Source organism: Bacillus paramycoides (assembly GCF_038971285.1).
GTDB lineage: Bacteria > Bacillota > Bacilli > Bacillales > Bacillaceae_G > Bacillus_A.
In genome coordinates this window covers 36,777-55,472 of sequence record NZ_CP152428.1, presented here as the reverse complement: position 1 = coordinate 55,472, position 18,696 = coordinate 36,777, and the positions used below count along the sequence as shown (strand labels likewise).

Annotated in this window: 13 protein-coding genes and 2 pseudogenes; 12 read left to right on the top strand and 3 right to left on the bottom strand. The window is 32.7% G+C overall.

The annotated features are described in order from the left end of the window. Position 1: 1 nt before the first annotated feature. From AAG068_RS27715 to AAG068_RS27705, 3 genes and pseudogenes are all read right to left on the bottom strand, one after another. On the bottom strand, positions 2-1,189 hold the full coding sequence (locus AAG068_RS27715; RefSeq protein ID WP_088080615.1) for a ParM/StbA family protein: 1,188 nt from the start codon (positions 1,187-1,189) through the stop codon (positions 2-4). 2,321 nt (positions 1,190-3,510) lie between these two features. Beyond that, complete coding sequence (locus tag AAG068_RS27710; protein ID WP_098138944.1) at positions 3,511-4,065, bottom strand: MerR family transcriptional regulator; 555 nt, start codon at positions 4,063-4,065, stop codon at positions 3,511-3,513. A gap of 1,188 nt (positions 4,066-5,253) precedes the next feature. Then, positions 5,254-5,938, bottom strand: a pseudogene (locus AAG068_RS27705) (Replicase RepFR55); the annotation flags it as partial. On the opposite strand from AAG068_RS27705, the pseudogene AAG068_RS27700 reads away from it, so the two are divergent. The 12 genes and pseudogenes from AAG068_RS27700 to AAG068_RS27645 form a co-directional block, all read left to right on the top strand. Then, positions 5,938-7,608: pseudogene (locus AAG068_RS27700) on the top strand (VirB4 family type IV secretion system protein); the annotation flags it as partial. The pseudogenes AAG068_RS27705 and AAG068_RS27700 overlap by 1 nt on opposite strands. Before the next feature lie 4 nt (positions 7,609-7,612). Beyond that, positions 7,613-8,740 (top strand): bifunctional lytic transglycosylase/C40 family peptidase, encoded by a 1,128-nt coding sequence (locus AAG068_RS27695; RefSeq protein ID WP_342719903.1) that lies wholly within the window; start codon positions 7,613-7,615, stop codon positions 8,738-8,740. A gap of 27 nt (positions 8,741-8,767) precedes the next feature. Next, positions 8,768-9,346, top strand: a complete 579-nt coding sequence (locus AAG068_RS27690) for a MerR family transcriptional regulator (protein WP_342719902.1) — start codon at positions 8,768-8,770, stop codon at positions 9,344-9,346. 21 nt (positions 9,347-9,367) lie between these two features. Then, positions 9,368-10,264 carry a hypothetical protein gene (locus tag AAG068_RS27685; protein WP_342719901.1) on the top strand — a complete coding sequence of 299 codons (897 nt, stop codon included), beginning with the start codon at positions 9,368-9,370 and terminating at the stop codon, positions 10,262-10,264. A gap of 259 nt (positions 10,265-10,523) precedes the next feature. Next, positions 10,524-10,784: a hypothetical protein gene (locus tag AAG068_RS27680; RefSeq protein ID WP_342719900.1), complete on the top strand. Its 261-nt coding sequence runs from the start codon at positions 10,524-10,526 to the stop codon at positions 10,782-10,784. Beyond that, positions 10,777-11,967, top strand: a complete 1,191-nt coding sequence (gene mobP2 / locus AAG068_RS27675) for a MobP2 family relaxase (protein WP_342719899.1) — start codon at positions 10,777-10,779, stop codon at positions 11,965-11,967. The genes AAG068_RS27680 and mobP2 overlap by 8 nt, the downstream gene beginning before the upstream one ends. Before the next feature lie 3 nt (positions 11,968-11,970). Beyond that, the gene (locus tag AAG068_RS27670) at positions 11,971-12,408 is read left to right on the top strand and encodes a hypothetical protein (RefSeq protein ID WP_342719909.1); all 438 of its coding nucleotides are present in this window, start codon (positions 11,971-11,973) and stop codon (positions 12,406-12,408) included. 42 nt (positions 12,409-12,450) lie between these two features. Further along, entirely contained in the window at positions 12,451-12,726 is a 276-nt protein-coding gene (locus AAG068_RS27665; protein ID WP_086391240.1) for a hypothetical protein, read from the top strand. Further along, the gene (locus AAG068_RS27660; RefSeq protein WP_342719898.1) at positions 12,719-14,647 is read left to right on the top strand and encodes an LPD25 domain-containing protein; all 1,929 of its coding nucleotides are present in this window, start codon (positions 12,719-12,721) and stop codon (positions 14,645-14,647) included. Before AAG068_RS27665 ends, AAG068_RS27660 begins: the two co-directional genes overlap by 8 nt. A 21-nt stretch (positions 14,648-14,668) precedes the next feature. Further along, positions 14,669-15,595: a hypothetical protein gene (locus AAG068_RS27655; RefSeq protein ID WP_342719897.1), complete on the top strand. Its 927-nt coding sequence runs from the start codon at positions 14,669-14,671 to the stop codon at positions 15,593-15,595. A 145-nt stretch (positions 15,596-15,740) separates the two neighbouring features. Next, a complete protein-coding gene (locus tag AAG068_RS27650; RefSeq protein ID WP_001103676.1) occupies positions 15,741-15,875 on the top strand; it encodes a hypothetical protein in 135 nt (44 codons plus the stop codon). 15 nt (positions 15,876-15,890) lie between these two features. After that, positions 15,891-18,548 carry a type IA DNA topoisomerase gene (locus AAG068_RS27645; protein ID WP_342719896.1) on the top strand — a complete coding sequence of 886 codons (2,658 nt, stop codon included), beginning with the start codon at positions 15,891-15,893 and terminating at the stop codon, positions 18,546-18,548. Positions 18,549-18,696 lie beyond the last annotated feature (148 nt).

The window sequence follows — 18,696 nt, the reverse complement described above, 5'->3', positions numbered from 1 at the left end:
ATTATCTCACCTTTTTTCGAGTAAGAATTTTCTTGATTACTTGCATACCTCTAGCATTCATATCTACAGCATATTTTTCTGGAATCCATAATAAGTACATACCAACTTGTTCACAATACTCTAATAGTTGATTATATAACTCATCTTTAAAAGTAACACTTCCGCCACCATATACACATAAAATTTCAGCTTCACTAGCTGTATTGCTTACATATTTTTCACTTGCATCTTCTAAGATAAGTTCAGCCTGTTCCACTTTTGTAATATTAAAGTACCCAGTAGCTTCTTCATGGTATTTATGATCTCGATCTTGAAGGATTTGTGAGAATTGTTGGCGTTTAATATTTGTTCCACGTTCTTGGTTTAATAGCTTAACAGCTTCTTCTGTAGCATGCCCAACTCCACGTCTTTCTCCACTACAAGCATCAATGACTGGATTTACGCCAACTGTGTATATATACTCAGTTGTTCCATCTCCAATATCGATATGTAAGATTTTTTTGTTCTTAAAGAATGCTTTTTTTACTGTCTCTACCTCAAGTTTGTCTTTATATAGTTTAATAAAGTCACTAAACATATCTTCTTCGCCTTCAAGGATTGCATATAAAGGAGGAACACCTTCTTGGGTAATGTTTGCACTGTTAAATGTTAAGCTGACTGTTACTTGTTCTTCTCCCACATAAACAACTACAACATGATTTGAGTTAGTAAAACGTTGCTCTAGGTGCTTAGCGTTTACAGGTGTCCATTGGCTAGCTGGAATAGCTGAAATAAGATCAACAGTCACATTAATTGATTGTGGCAGTTGTTCCGTTCTTTCCCATTCAAGCTGGACTGATTTATTTGCAATTAGTCCTAGCATATTAATTAACGGCAAATCATCATTATATTTTTGGCCTACTTTAATGTTCATGTTTTTTGGGTTCTTTCCTGTTAGCATCGCTCGATTACCAATAAAGTACATCCCAGATCTTCTAATTGATTTACTAGCAATATTTACAAACATATTGTCTACTAAATTAATTATATTTTTTTGAGTGTTTGTTTCTGTTACATTGGGCATTGAGTAAACGCTTTGATATACGTTTTTCATTTTTATGTATTCACCATTGATATAACCTTTAAAAGAATCGTTTCCAATATCACCTTCAATGTCTATATGAAGATTATTCCCTTTTAAATCTGTCATTATACATCACCTCTATAATTTTTATTTCTTATTTATATTTATTAGCTATATTATAACTTAAAACCATAGTAGAAACAAGGGTTTTAGAGGATTCTACAGTAATTAAATATAAAATAGATATATTATAAATATAATTTTAATATTAATTGAATTCACCCTGTTGTTTAGGTGGGTAGATTAGATTTTTATTGCGAATAAATATCTAATAAATATTTAATAGATATTAAACAGAAATTTATTAGAATTTATTTCGGTATGTTTGCTGGATTAATTATTTTTTAGTTAACTGTATGTTTGGTACGTCATTTGTATAAGCCCTGGAGAAGTTTTCTATATGTATTGAATGGATTCCTTTAAGATGTTTTTAGGAATTAAAGTTAGACTTAAAAGTTTAAATTATAATCTTCTTAAGAAAATCTGATTTTTTTGAGGGTGTATTTGAATCCGCTATCAAAACAAACGTTATCGAAGTGTTATTTTAGTGTTTAAAATTACATGAACGCTATCCGTTATTATGGCGATTATCCCTTTAATACCAACGTTTATAGGGTTGTTCATTGAAAAGGATATGAATAAGATGTTTGTTATCTATTCCTATCTAACTATTCGCCACTTAACAGCCTCCAAGACTGTTTGAAGTGTGAAATTTCTAATTCAGTGGGCTACTCTTTTAGTCCCTACAGTTAAAAGATAAACAGCTTCTTTTCTCAGATTTAGTCTCGCGTTAATATCTCTATAGAAATTTGTGCTACAGAAATCTTAGATTTTTAACGTCTTTATTTGGGTAACCACAACTTACTTTGCATATTATTTTGTTTGGTGAGTTTTGTAGAGTAAAAATTATAAGTTAATCCTTTTCTTGTTTCTTTATCTTGTAATTCTATAGAGCAAGTGAACCATTAAATATTAAATGCATTAATTTAGAGTGTTTTGCTTTCTTTAATCGATGTATATAATGTGAGTTCACAGTTTACATTATATGATTCTGTATGGCTCTCTAGATCAAAAGTAATAACTGATAGACTGCTTAAGTTAAAGTGCTCAAAAAGTAATAATGAAAGCATTAATTAGAGGGAGTACTTTGTATATGATCCAACTCAATTATTTAAGTTGGAACTCATTTTTTAGCAAATAAAGTAGTTAGTTGAACCTGAAAGTTTAATACTTTTAAGAGGATTTGATGTTTTAGAGAATGTAACTAAATTAACTATTGTATAAACGTTATCAAAGTGTTATTTTAGTGTTTAAAATCACGTGAACGCTATCCGTTTTTGTAGCGACTATCCTTTTTATATCAATGTTTATGAGCCTTTGAGAGAAATGCGACTTATACTAAAGTAGCTTATAGGGAATGTTAAAAGATGTGTTGATAAAGCTGAAAGTTCAGGAACACATTATTTTAACATTGTAGATTCATTTAAAATGAGCTATTATTCGATATTTGTGATAAAAAACGTAATTTAAGTATTCAACATAAAATTGCATTACAACAAGATTAGAAGAATTATGGGATGAGCGCTTATAAAGCGTTAAATTAACGCTTTATAAAACGTGAACGCGATGCGTTCATAAACCGTTAAATCCATTTCTGTAGGGGGAAGATATCCTTGTTTTGGCCTTATAATAAGAAGCTATTAAAAAGTTGGGGAATTACAGAACCTAACCAAGCTTCCTAAAAACCATGGTGCTAATTTTTGAAAATCATGATCAATACATGAATATTAATTAATACTGAGGATCTTTGCAATTCATAGGAAAGGCAAAAGAAATATGTATATAATTCTTGTCACGGTGGAATTGTCTTAAAACGCAATAAAATTGCAAACAATAATCTAAATTTCATACAAGATCGAATTTAAATTTGAGTTGAGGAATAACTATATAGAATTTAAGTATATACACACTGAAATTTAGCATGAATACTAAGCGTTTATGTTGCGTTCTTCCTTTTTCTTTTCTTGAATTTAGAAAAGGAATTGAGGAAAAGATGAGAAAAGACAGGAATTCTTGTGAATTTTTTCAGTTGATAAGATTATAGTTTAAATCAATTTACTATCTATACATTGTACTTAGAAGGTATGTATGAAAGTTATTAAAAAGATTATAGCTATAAAAACATTTGATGAGTGGTAGTTAGATTTGTATTATTAAAATTTCACTTTATTTTTGAAGTTAAATAGATATTAAAAACAGACATAAGAAGAACTACTTTTGAAGATCTATATTTAGCATTGTGAAGATGGGTTAAAAAATAAAAAAAAAGCGGTAATTACCGCTTTTTTTTATTGGGATACGTATTTGATAGAAAATGTACCCAAAAATTAGTTTCGATTAAACAAACGTTGAATGAACGTTTTCTTGGTGTTATCCAGTTGTTCTTGTCGATCTTCATTTAGCAATTGAATTGTTTTATCTAGTTTTTCTTGTAGTAATTGAATTTGCAAATCTTTTTCTTCTTTTTCTGATCTTTCTTGTAATAATAAATTAATAATATCTTGGTTTTGTTGTACAATTTTTTCTTGTTGGTTAAACATATAAGAAAACTTATCTTGAATTATTGAAATATCCGTCTGTGAACGTTTTTGAAGTGTTACTTCAGTATCAATTTCTTCCTGAACGCTATCCGTTTTTTGTGCGTTTTCTTCAACTATATCAATGCTTCGCGTAGCGGCCTCTTCTAATTTCCAGTTTTGATTTAGGTATTCCTTCATTTGTTTTAAAATATCTATATCATTTTCATAATAAATTCGTTGGTTACGTTCATTTCTTTCAAATATGTACTCCATTTTCTCTAGTTCAATTGACCATCTACGAAGTGTATTAGTATTAATATCTAGTTGCTTTGCTACTTCTTGTGCAAAATATCCATATTCCAAACTTTACACCTCCATTATTTGTGTGTTAGATATTCTTTCTTTATTAGTAGGATCATTCCTCTAATAATAGAGACTTTTATAGGGCTACAAGGTTAAAAGGACTTTACTACTTTCAAAAGGATTCCTGAGCAGATACTTGTCTTTTAGATTAGTCTATGTATCTAATATTGAGGTTAATTAAATTATAAAAGCTATCCGTTTTGATAACGTTCACTTTTGAAAACAAGAAAATATTTATTAAACAATATAATAAATAAAGGCTTACTTGAAATTTTATTATTAGAAGTTTGATTCCGATATAAGAATTTTACTAGATATATGTGTAAGAATCAAAGCTTTCATTAATAGAATTAGCATCTAGCTAATGTTTTTTTAATTTGAAATACATGAAAAGTTTGTAAGGGGATCTTTTGGAACGCTATGCGTTTAAGTAGCGTTTTACTAGTAAAAAATAATACTCAATTTAAAATAGGGATATTTCAAATAATATTTTTGGCTCTTAAAACGACTTAATCTACGCCAAAAATAGCTTATAGGATGTTGTAAACTTTTATAGAATTTACAAATTATTAAAGGTATTTAATCTTAAACAGAAATAATGTGACAAATCTCTATTTAGGAGTTTACGTTTTATAGTATGGATTCAATAGCTAGTGATATTCTTATAATACTATATAGAAGTAGGCGGCGAAGGGGGAGCATCCCTATAAATTCAATTTAAAATAAAAAGAATTTTATCAAATTTTAGAGAAGCCAATAACAAATATCTACATAATTATTTATATATTTTGCAAGTTGAATGGGATTCCCTAAAATTAGACAACATAGAATGAATTCCAGAATGCTATATTAAATTAATCTTGTTTTAAAAATTAAATCCAATAAAAACATTAGAATATATTATGATGCCTTTAAACCTACTCTGACAAGATATTCAGGATTTTCTCTTAGTAAATTTCAAATTAAATTTGATAGTTAATAATGAATTAACCATAAATAAATTATGGTTAATTGTATATGTAAATTGCCCAGAACTTCATAGAAAGGTTCTATAAAATGCTTTGGATATTGAAGTTTCTTGTGTCGAATAACAACAAGTTTATGATTTTTTTCAAGAAGATACGACAAATAGCCTTGCTATATTTGATTTTTTTAAGCAAGGCTAGATACTAGTATGATTTTTTAAAATTAATTACTTTCTTCTAAGAAATTATAAAAAATAAATTCTCTTTTTTGTTTTGTACCATGTAGGGATTTCTTCTCTATTACGTTCTGATTTCTTCGTTTCCAGTTTTGTTTAGATTTTTGGCCAAACATTTTTATGAAATGCGCGGGATTACTATTTTGAGCTTCATTATATTGAAACCATTGTACACATTCTTCAAAATCCCATCTAGCATAGCGGTCGATATAAGGTGGCATCCTTAAAGCAATTGTGTATGCATCCTTTTCACTAAGGTAATTTAGTTCTTGACTTAAAATGTAGTAATAAGCCTTTTTCTGATCCTCACTAAGATAGTCGTCTAAATCTTGTAATCTGTTATTCTTTTCTTTTAATTTACAATCAATCCGTATTTGATTTTTTTTGTTTGTTTACGCTGTAAATGTCTACAGAATTAGACGAAACTTGAATATCATTCTTTATGTCTTCGTGATTGGCCACAACAGTTTTCTTAAAGAGTTTTTCACTTAGAAATTCAGTAAAAGTAGAGCACACATCAATTGCTACAGCCCATTTTATCTTGAAGTATTCAATAATTTTTAAATAGTTGTTATGTATGGTTAAGATGTAAATTGAAAGGGCAATCTTACCGTGTCTGCGCACTTTAATTTGTTGGCATACTCCCAAATCTTGAAGCCATGTTAACACATGAAGTTGTTGAATCGATTAATAAATCCATGAGTGAACAAAGTGTTCGGCATGATACAGCGAAGGATAATATAGATCGGATCGATGCGAAAAATGAATTTTTAGAGCTGGAAGCTCTCTATACGGATTTGAAACAAGGTGAGGTCATGAAACGTATTCACATTCGTATTTATGTTTCCGCTAGAACAATAGATGAACTAGAAAAACAAGTAAAAGAGATCCTGGAAACATTAGAATCTTATAACTTTCGAGGAGCTGTCTTTTTAAATGAACAAGAGTATGAATGGGATGCACTCGTAACGAGCTTTGATACACAAAAAAATTATGTGAACCGAAGAAAAGGGAAAGAAATTCCGGCAGTCAGTTTGGCTGGTGGGTGTCCGTTTCATTATTCCTATTTGCACGATCCATACGGTACGTATTATGGAACAACGAAAACAAAAGGAAATGTTATTTTTGATATCTTCCATAAAGACAATCAAAGAAAGAGTTATAACGGTGTAATGATTGGGAAGTCTGGTGCGGGGAAATCAACATTGTTAAAAAAGAAAAGTGTGGATTATGCAAGTAAGGGTCATTTTGTTCGGATATTTGATGTTGTAGAAGAGTTTACAGATACAGTGAAAGAACTAGGAGGAAAGACCATCTCATTAGACGGTTCTCAAGGTCAAATTAACCCACTTCAAGTGTACAAAACAGCAGAACTTGAAGAAGTTAGTTTCACTCAACATCTATCTAAATTGACAATTTTTTATCGATTCATTGCGCCAGAAGCAAAAGATGATGAAATTAAAGAATATGAAAATTTGCTTCGTAAATTATATATTCGTATGGGATTATGGAATGACGAAAAAGGAGCGAAAAATGAAATTACAACAAGAAAATCAAAAGAATATCCGATTTTCTCTGACTTTTTAATGTTTGTTCGTAAAGAATTATATCAAGATGTAGAAGCTAGAAAGCATCATGATAATTTAGGAGACAGTAGAATTCATCGTTTAGAATTAATTGAATTAAATCTTACAAATTTAGTAGAAGCATATGCAGAATTATTTGATGGTCATACTACAATTGAAGATTTCAAGAAAGAACAAGTTGTATCCTTTTCCTTACGGAATATATCCAGTTTTAAACCAGAAGTATTCCAGGCACAGATCTTTAATGTGTTAAATCTCCTTTGGGATGAAATGATTTCAAATGGTGCGCCACAATTAAAAGCCTTTAACAAAAAGCAACTTGCTTTTGAAGATGTAGTTCGTTATTTCATTCTTATTGACGAGGCGCATCATATAATCAACACGAAAAAAGAAAGTGCTCATGCGCTACAATTTTTAACGAAACTTAGCCGAGAAGATCGAAAATACTTTGCAGGTCTTTTATATGCAAGTCACACGATTCGAGATTTTGTACCGGAAGGATCTTCACAGGAAATGATTGATGAAATTAAAAAGCTATTTGAACTTACACAGTACAAATTTATCATGCAGCAAGATAATAACAGTTTAGATATGTTGCGAAAAGTATTTGCAGGACAGTTAAGTGAAAGTGAGATTGCAGCGATTCCGCATTTGCCAACAGGGGATGTCATCTTAAGTATTGGGGCTGTAAAAAACATTCATTTTCATGTAGAAGTAACAGATGAAGAATTGATGTTATTCGGGGGAGGTGCTTAATACTATGCATCTAGTTTTAAAGATTATACCAAAGAAATGGCTCATCACTTTAGCACTACTTGTGATGGGTCTTTTTTCTTTTCTTTTACTTGGAGTAGTAAGCATTTTTATTGCGGCAATGGGGAGTGATAGTGGAACAGACACGGGTGATATTACGTATACAGGTGAAGGGCAAGTCATGAATGTTTCACCTGAAGTTCTAAAATGGGAACCTACGATTCGGAAGCATGCAAAAGCTTTTGGCGTGGAACCGTTTGTTGCTTTAATGCTTGCACAAATGATGCAAGAGAGTGGAGGTCGAGGTAGCGATCCAATGCAAAGCTCGGAAGGTGCATTTAATACGAAATATTGTAAATCACCAAACTGTATTACAGATCCAGATTACAGTATTTGGGCTGGTGTACAGGAGTTTAAACATGCGATAGAAAGAGCCGGAGTAACGAGTCCAGGAGACATGGATCATATCAAAACAGCCCTCCAAGCTTACAATTTCGGGACAGGATTTTTTGATTTTGTTGGCGCAAATGGTGGCAAGTATACGAAAGAATTAGCAATTAAATTTTCACAACAACAATATCAAAAAGTGAAACATACAGGAATGTACCATTGTTTAAGACAGGAAGCCGTACCATATCAAGCGTGTTATGGCGATATTTTGTACGTTGACGCAGTTTTAAAATATTATCAGCCGGGTTCTGTTGTTTCTGGCGGAGGAGGAAATCCAGGAAGTGGCGGAAGTAGCGGTTCAAAAGTTGCCGATGTAGGTCGCCAATGGATAGGGCGTTCTACCTATGTATTTGGTGGAGGACGTAACACAAATGACATCGCAAGAGGGATTTTTGATTGTTCAAGTTTTGTACGCTGGGCATTCGAACAAGTAGGAATGTATACTAGTCCGATTGGCGCTGTAAGTACGGAAACATTAAATAAAATTGGTACAAAAGTATCAGCAAATGATATGAAACCGGGTGATGTTATTTTCTTTGATACCTACAAACATGACGGACACGTTGGCATTGTAATTGATAAAAATACTTTCATTGGATGCCAAACGAATAAAGGTGTTTCTATTGAAGATTTAAATAATCCGTATTGGAAAAAAGTCTTTTCTGGTCATGTAAGAAGGTTCTAAAAACCGAAAGAATAGGAGACTAAAAGAATGAAAGATAAACGAAAATCTTTGTTTATTGTGTTTGTCATTTTAGTTGTAGGTGTAACAGCTTTTAATATCTATTTGAGTAAAAAATCAATGAGTGATGGCAAAGAAAAACAGTTAAAACTTTCAAATGAATTACTAACAAAACAAAATGAAGACTTAAAAAAACGACTGGATAAGGTGCTTCCTTCCGCACAAGAACAACAGAGAATGGCGTATTTATCGACAGCCGAAACGTTTATTCAATTATCATTTCATCGAGAAAAAGAAGGCTACAGTGAGCGAAAAGAAAAAGCAAAATCCATTATGAGTGAAGAACTATTACAACAATTTTATCCAACTGATAAATACGAATTAGGAGATACGTATAAAACGAAACCAATAGAAATGAAGTTTTATTTACAAGAAAATGAACCCGATAAAGAGGAGGTAAATGTGTTAGCTGAATTTATAAATGTCACGACAGATTCAACACAAAACCGAGAAGAAAAAGTAAACAATGTGTTACGAATCATCATGAAAAAAGAAAATGAAACATGGCGAGTTACAAGTGTGGAAGAGTTAAATATGAAAGTTTTATAACGAAAAAGGTGGGGTGAGAGTGTGATAGGAGCGATTGGTAAGAAGAGTGAAAGAATCAATCTAAGAAAGAATAAGTCGTGGATCTACTTAACAATTATCAGCTTTCTATTTTTGGGTTTTTTCGCTTTCTTGACATCAAAAATTTACATGCCAAACGATGAAAAACTATTTCATACAGAAACAAATAAAGTAATTAAGTTGTCGGGTATGGGGAAATTGATTGTAGAGAAAAGGGAATACAATCCACACAAAAACTTTATACAAATTTACTTTCGATTAGAAGGATATGAGGAAACAGGATATACATTTAAAGCGCAGCAAAAAGCAAATCCAGGTGTGCAATTACCTGTCAAAGTATTGTATGAGGAGAACGGAAAATACGTTGTAGAAGTAAAAGACTTATCTCCGAATTGGGGAGCGTTAGCCTTCGATATTTACAATAGAAATGGTGAAAAAGAACAAATGGATATTCGTAAATTCACACAAGATGTTAACGAATATGAAGAAGAAAATGCAGCAACAAAAAGTCCGAATAAATTAGTTCAGACGATTTTTACCGATCAAAGAAAAACAAAAGCGAATGACGAACTGATTGCTGAAGATAAAAAAACATATGAACTAGATTTTATAGAAAGAGACAAAAAGGATATCGAAACAAAGATAAAAAATTATGGGAAAGCAATCAAACTGGAAGAAGAAAATGCGAAGACAGTTTATGAAAAAGTAAAAGAATTACAAGATGAAATAAAGTATCAAACTGAAGCAGAAAAAACGGAAACACAATCAAAAATAGCATCCTTAGAATCTAAAATAAAATCATCAGAAAAGAACGTGGAATTGTTTAAAGGGGAACAAAAAATTGCACGAGATAAGGTCAAAAAGTTAGAGCAAAAGGAACAAGAAATTAATAAAAAGTGAAAAAAGATATAGGGACACAATGGGGACATTGAGGTGAAATAAGGGGACATGAAAGGAACGTTAAGAAAAAATAACGGGACATGATGGAGACATTAATAAAAAAGATAGGGACGTAATGGGGACATTCAACTTCTTTCCTTGTTCCCATCGTTTTGCTAGGCTCCGCCTAGCTTCACACCTTAGGTGGGAACAAAAACCCCTTATGCTCTTCTCACTATTTTTTGATCTCTACCCAGAATTGCAGAAAGGAGAGGGAAAAGTGGAAATTAGAATAAGAGAAATAGATCCAATTGCCGTAAAGAAAATAGATGAAATGGCAAAGAGAAAGGGAATATCCCGGCAAAAATTTTTGAAAGCCCAAATTGAAATGCTAGCATTTTTTCAGCAGCAAAATAAAAGGGAAATGGAATTAGAAAATCTTATTGAAAAGAACATCCATATGATGAGTGACTGTTATAGCGCAATGGAAAAAATGAATGAGTTTATTCAAATGATGATGCAGGATATTGAAAATGAATAATGCCGTTCCTGTTCAGTCTTCAGTCACACCAGGTGTTGTTTTAAAAACGAAATTTGTTTTACCAAGTTCTGATGTGTTTCAGAACTATATTGATTATGTAGATCGAGAGGAAGCGAAAAGTGAAGTGAAGCTGAATCCGAAAATGTTCGAAACGTATCAAGACTATATGGGGAATTCAGAAAAGACATCGGCACTATTTACGGAACAAGCAAATCGTTTAACAGAAAGTGAAAAAAAGTCCCTAAAGGAAATGTTTAAAACCGCCCATGAGAATGGAAGTATCATGTGGCAAGATGTCATTTCTTTTCATAATCCCTGGTTAGAGAAGCAAGGAATTTATGATGAGAAAACAAAAACATTGGATGAAAAAAAGTTAATGGATGTAACACGGCTTGCGATGAAGGAAATGCAAAAAAGAAAGGGGTTGGAAAAAAGCTCTATCTGGTCGGCAGCCATTCACTTTAATACGGATAATATTCATATTCATGTAGCAACTGTTGAACCATTTCCAACGAGAGAACGTGGTAAAAGAAAACCAAAAACATTAGATGCGATGAAGGGTAAAGTCGTAAATAATTTGTTAGATCGTAAGCAGGAACAAAAACAAATTAATGATTTGATTCGAAACAATATGGTGGGAAGGAAAAAAGAAGATTCCGTTTTTAATTGGCGTAATCAACATTTGAAACCATTGTTTTTACAAATCTATAAACAGTTACCAAGTGATAAAAGACAGTGGCAATATAGCTACAATACGATTCAACCATTAAAGCCGCAAATTGATGAATTGAGCAGTCGGTATATTCAACATCATCATAAAAAAGATTATGATCAGTTTCTCCAAAAGTTAGATAAAGAAGTGCAAGTTTTCAAAGAAGCATATGGGGAAGGAAAGTATGATAAGAAGCAATATGAAAATTACAAGATGAATAAAATCAGTGATCTGTATAAAAGGATGGGTAACGCTTTTTTACAAGAAATGAAAGCATATGATAAAGAACAAAAAAGAATCCATCACATGAAAAAATCAAAGTCATTTCGAAAATTTCAGCAGAATGTATCTATTCAGTATTCTATGAGAAAAGTGGAAGGCGCCTTTAAAAGTGAATATGAAAGTTGGAAAAATCAAAAGTATTATGAGCGTATGCAAAGGGAAAATGCATATGAAAATGAAAGGGGTTAGATCATAGAGAATAAAAAAATCCGAATGAAGTTATCATTAAATGAAAATGTCCATCAATACATTAAAGACTACATGGATGAAAATAATATTACTCATCCTGGTGATGCTATATCGAAAATTTGTATGGAGCATCAAGCATCAAAAAGTTCAGAATGGTCATTGAATTATATTTCCGAAATTGTATCAAAGAATCTACACGATGTGTTGAAAAGTGAACTAACAAAAATTCGTCTTGGTGCAAATAGTGCGGATAGAAATACGCAAATTTTAATTGAATTATTAAATGGTTATTTCTTTTTAGAGGGCGTAGATAGCCTTATTACGACTGATAAACAAGAGATGGGAAGTGTGAAGATAGCAAAAGAAGTCGTAGCGGAACGGATTAGTAACGCAAGACAAAAACGTTTAGATCATGAGGCATCAAAGAACAATGTAACGTAAGCTACATTGTTTCTTTTTATAAAAAAACAGGAGGTTAGTAGGATGTTATTATTTCATGAAGATATCGCATTAGGAGTCATTAAAGAGGTTGGAGAAGGTGAACTTGTTTTACTTGTAAAAGAGGAAGAACTAACAATCAAAATTACACGAGAACAAGAGGAAGAACTTGCAGTCCATGTCATGAATCAAGAAAATATGTTAGTTCCGGTTAATGTGAAAACTCATGAGCTTTTCTTTGATACAGCTGAGAGATGGAATGAAGAAGAAATGGAGGAATTGCAAAGAGCGAGTGAAAGAGTAGGAGAAGATCATGAGTAAAAGTTATAAGAAAAAGTATCAAACAAAATCACCAGAAGAAAAGAAAGAAGCGGTGCAAGCTGTAACAAAAAAGATGGAAAAAAGCGTTGAAGGTTATTTTCGTACACCAGGAGATTTAAAAGAGTATCTAACGTTTATGGCAAAGTTTTATCACTATTCACCATCTAATATTTCATTAATACAGAGTCAATTCCAGGGAGCCAGTGCAGTTGGTTCCTTTTCTTTTTGGAAAGAAAAAGGATTTCCGGTTAAGAAGGGTGAGAAAGGAATTAAAATTCTTGTTCCAAACCGAACTGTAGCAAAATTTAAGGACAAAGAAGGCTCTTGGAAAACAGTAACTAAAGCAAATGAGGAAGAGAAGAAACAAATTGAATCTAAAAGCGTAGAAGTGAAACCAGGTCGCTTATATTTTGCTATCGGTCATGTGTTTGATGTGTCCCAAACAAATGCAAAAGCGGAAGATCTTCCTCGTATTTTTCCGAATCGTTGGCTAGAAGGGAGCGTTACAGATTACCAAAGTTTGTACAAGGGAATGGAAGCTATTGCGAAAAAAAACGATGTGAAAATTATTGCGCCAAAATCAGAACTGGGTGTCGCAAAAGGTGTGAGCTATCCCTTAACAAAAGAGGTTGCTTTGAATCCACGAAACAGTGAATTACAAAATGTAAAAACACTTCTTCACGAATTGGCACATGCCAAACTTCATACAGCAGAGACACATATGAACTACACAGCACCAGAAAAAGAGTTTCAAGCAGAAATGACAGCTTATGCCGTTTCTTCTTATTTTGGGATTGATACAAGCGAATATTCGTTAGGATATTTAGCGAGCTGGACACAAGGAAAAGAAATGAAAGATAAAACCAAGTTGTTGAAAGAAGTACATGAAACTTCGATTGAATTTATTGAAACAATTGAAAATACGTTAGAAAAGGAAAAAGAAAAAACGAATGAAAAGGGAGTAGATAATATGTCAAAACAAGTGTCTAATAATGGAAAAGAGAATGTAGTAACAGTTGAAATATTGGATAAGGATATCAAAGACGGTGAGATTGCAAAATTACACATGGTGGATGCAGAAACCAAAGAAGTATATCATATGGCAATTTATGATCCGGGAGTATTAGACCGTGATGAATTTTATAATGGCGAAAGGGATGTTTCTAATATTGAACATATTTTTAAAGGAGATGTTTATGAAAAAGTAAAGGATACTCTCCTTGATAGGAACGAAAGTCAATCATTTACTGTACGTGAAGAAGATATGCTTATTCCTTTAAGTGAGTTAGAACAAGATGATCGATACGCTATTTTATTTAATACAGAAAAATATGAAGCGGCTAAAGTAAAAGAAAATGAAAGACAGAATGAAAATAGAGAACAGAATGAAAGTGAAAAAAATATTTTACTAGTGGAATACATGAGTTTAAGTAATACGACACAAGAGCTTGTTTCTGTTGCAGAGTTAAAGGAACAAGAAGATAGGAACCGTGCGTTTGAACCTGTAGAAGGTGCAGAGAAATTGAGTGATAAAGAATTTATTAATGCATTTAACGAGGCGAATCAAGAAAAATATGCAGCACTAAATCAGGACGAAATTAATCGTCCAACTATGTTAGTTCAATGGAGCGACAATGAAACTTTTAAGAATAATCAACTGATTCCATTTGGAGAAGCAAATGAAAAAATGGCTGAAGTTATTGCAAGTATTGAAAAAGCAAGGGAAGAAGCTAGAGAAAGAGGTGAAACCATCCCTTACGATCAAGCTCGTTATCATATTGCCATTCCAAAAGAAGTTGATAGGGATTTTGGAAGAATGGAGCTTGTGAGTATGGATCGTATGAATATGGGGGATGGGGACTACAAGACACCGTATGAACAAGTATTAAACGAGAAAAGGCATTTATCGGATGAAGTATAACAAGCGTTACGAGATGAGATAGTGAATCATAGAAATAACAAAGAAAATTCATTAGAAAAATCAAAAGAGACACCTAACCACTTAGTAACAATTGAAGTATTAGCAAACGGTATACAAGATGAAGAAGAAGTTGCAAGAATCCACATGATGGATGCTGTTACGAAAGATATTGATTATTTGTCTGTATGGAATCAAGATTCAACAAATCGGGAAGATTTATCTGTTTTCCTAATGGAAAAGAACGGGAAACGGGAAAATTACTCCTTAGATAACATTTTAAAACCAGATTTATATGAAAAGGTTCAAAGTTCTATCTTTGACGGGAGAGGAAATTTGTCATTTGTGGTTTATGAAAAGGATGCAAATATGAGTCTAGATGAAATCGTAAAAGATGAAAGATATGGTCACTTAGTTGATAAAGCGGAGGCACAAAAAGATTACTCATTTAATGAAAAAGAAGTGGAATTATATAAAGAAATGAAAAAGGAAGGATATGCACCTATTGTCTCATTAGATCAACAAATTCAACCTACAAAATCAAAAGAATCAACTACATTAGATAAGGACTTAAGCCGAAAATTCGAAGCATACAGACGTTCACAATATGAAGAAACACCAGATAATATTGATAGTATTGTCACTCGTGTAAAAGCTGAAGAGCGGTATTATACAACGAAATATGTTTCGATTGATAATGAGCTGGTAAGCCAGGAACACGTAGTAAAATTAGAAAATCAGGTGGATGAGAAGCTTGGAAAAGAAGGAATAACAGTGAATCAGTCTACAACTTCAAAAGAAATGGATTTTGATAAAAATTTTCAGCATTTGAATGGAAAAAAAGCTAATGATAAAGAAAAAGATAAGGAAATAGATCCTGGGAATGTAGATCAGTCGAAAACTACAAAGAAATCAGGTAGAAAAAGAGAAACAATGGAAATGGAACGATGAAAAATTTTATAACAGGAAAAGCAGATTAAATCATTTTTTGTTACTCAATTGAGATAACGGAGAGTGATTTTTTTATATCTAAAAATGAAAGAGGGTAAAAGGAAAAGCCCTCTTTCTTATTTATAGAACGAAAGGAGAGAATGCCATGAATGTATGGCTGTTTGCGGGCTGTATGTTCCTTGTAGCTGTCTTTTTGAACATGTTGCTATTATTTGGTCACAGAATAATGAAAAAGCGCAGAAATAAGAAATGGAAGCGTAAAACTGAAATTGTAGATTAATAGGAGGTAATACGTATGGGAAAAACATTATTTATTGCAGAAAAGCCGAAGGTAGCTGTTGAATTATTAAAATCACCTAGATTTAAAAACTCAAAAAGATATCCAGGGAGCAAGCCTTATTATGGTTACTATGAAAATGAAAATTACATTATTAGTTGGTGCCGTGGGCACTTATTAGAACTAAAACATCCGGAGGAGATGGACGAGAGATACAAAGAATTTAAATTTGATCACTTACCCATTATTTTAGAGCCGGAATATAAAGAGAAATCGGATAGTCTAGAACAAATTCAAATATTAGTTAAGTTGTTAAATCGTCCCGATGTGGATCATGTGGTCAACTCTTGTGATGCAGATAGAGAGGGGGAGCTTATCTATCGTGAATTATATGAATATGCAGGTGTGAACAAGCGAGAATCCCGTCTTTTTATCTCTTCCTATGAAGCCGCAGAATTAGAAGGAGCCTTGAACCGATTAGAACCAGGAACAGACTATGACGGGCTTGCACAATCGGCTAAAGCAAGGCAATACCTGGATTATATTCTAGGGATTAATGTTACAAGAGGCAGTACATCCAAACTAGCAAGAAACCAATTCTTATTGGCTTCTGGTCGTGTTCAAATGTGTATCTTGAATGAAATCCGTCAAAGGGAAATCGCTATTCAAAATTATAAAGAACAAACCTATTACAATTTAAAGCTACTAACGGAAAACGGTTTATCACCAGTAATGAAAACAGAAGATCAACTGGTAGATCCATCGCCACTACAAAAGCTTGGAGATAGCTTGAAAGAAACGAATGTAATTGTAACGGAATTTAAAGAAAGCAATAGAAAAAAGAAACCAAAATTATTATATAACTTAACGGATATTTACAAAGATGCTCACGCCAAACTGAAGATAAATGCGGAAACAGCAAAAAAGCATATTCAGAGTTTGTATGAAGAAGGCTTTATCACATATCCTCGTTCTTCATCCAGGCACTTACCTACAGAACAAGTGGAACGAGTGAAAGAAGTAATGGCAGCATTAGAAAAAAGCGCCTATGCAAATCTTGTACAACAAGTATCTCCATCTTCTATTACGAAAAAACATTCTACTTTTAATGATGAATTAGTCAGTAGTCACTTTGCCATCATCCCAACAACAAAATTATATGTCGGGACCAACCGAGAACCATTAGAAAAACAGTTATATGACTTAATTGTAAAACGATTTATCGGGAATTTTATGAAACCAGCAATCTACCTGGTAAGAGAAGTACATTTTATAGATCAAGAGGGCAACACATACAGTACAAAAGAAAAAATCCTACAAGAGAAAGGGTTTCTAAGTGTGTTTCAAGAGGATATAGAAGAGGGGTCAGTTGAAGCATTCCAGATACCTATTTTACAAGAAGGAGATTCTTTCAGAATCGTTCAGTATGACTTGATTGAGTCTCGAACAAAGAAACCAGCCTTTCATACGGAAAGTTCCATTTTAACCTTTATGGAGACGGCAGGGCGTAAATTAGATGATGAACATTTGAAAGAACTTATGAAAGGAAAACGGATTGGGACAGTCGCAACGGAAGAAACGTTTATTCCAAAACTGTTAGAGCGAAGCTATATTGATGTTACTAACAGTCAGATTCGAACTACTAATATTGGTCGTGCGTTTATAGATGCTTTTCCGGTAGATGAAATCAAAAATCCAGCTTATACGGCTGAAATGGAAGGGATGATCTACATGATCGAAAAGAATGAAATGAAATATGAGGAATTTGTGGAGAAAACGAATACGTTTGTAAAAGACACAGTGGAACAATTAGGCGCAATGGATGATAAGGTGTCGGATAGCATTATTAATACCTGGAGTCAGCAGATTGAGGTGTGCAAATGCCCTTGTAGAAAAGGAAAAATCCTTCATAAAGGAAACTTTTACGGGTGCAGTAATTATCCGGAATGTGAAATCTCCTTACCGAAAAAAATTAAAGAAAAAGCGATTCCGGAAGCGCAAGCGAAAAAGCTTTTTGAGGATAAAAAAACAGAGCTTTTAAAAGGATTTAAGTCCAATGAGAAGGAGTTTTCCGCTTATTTAGTGTTACATGAAGGAAAAGTTAAATTTCAGTTCCCAACACAAGAGGAGCTGTCATTTGGTAAATGTCCAAAATGTAAAAAAGGGGGTATGCTTCATCGTAAAACATTTTATGGATGCACAGAGCATAAAAATGGATGTGATTTTATGTTACCAGCCAAGATGAAAGGGAAAGCAATCCCTGGTAATCAGGTAAAAAAGTTAATTCAGAATAAAACAACGGATTTTATCAACGGTTTTCAAGGAGAAAAGGGAGAATTTACAGCAGCTATCTATATGGAAGCGGGCGGAAGTTTGAAATTTCGTTTTCCAACGACTGAAGATCGTACCATTGGTAAATGTCCATTGTGTAAGAGTAGGGTTCTTGTAGGGAAAAATAACTACTTATGTGAGAAATACAAAAAAGGCTGTGACTTCATTATCTTTGGTACATCCTCTGGTAAAAACCTAAGTAGTAACCATGTGAAAAAGTTATTAGAAAAGAATGTAACGGATCAGATTAAAGGGTTTATCTCAAACAAAAACGGGGAAAAATTTGACGCTCGTTTATCATACAGCGTACAGGAGAAGCGATTAAAATTCTTATTCGGCAAATAAAGTTACTCAACTAAAGGGCCAGATTGTTGAACAACAGTAATACAGGAAACTGGTTATATATGTTGAAATTTATAATAGATTGTGGAGATTTCTACTTAAAGTTAGTATGCAGGATAATTAAAAAACATTTTCTTAAAAGGGGGAGTGT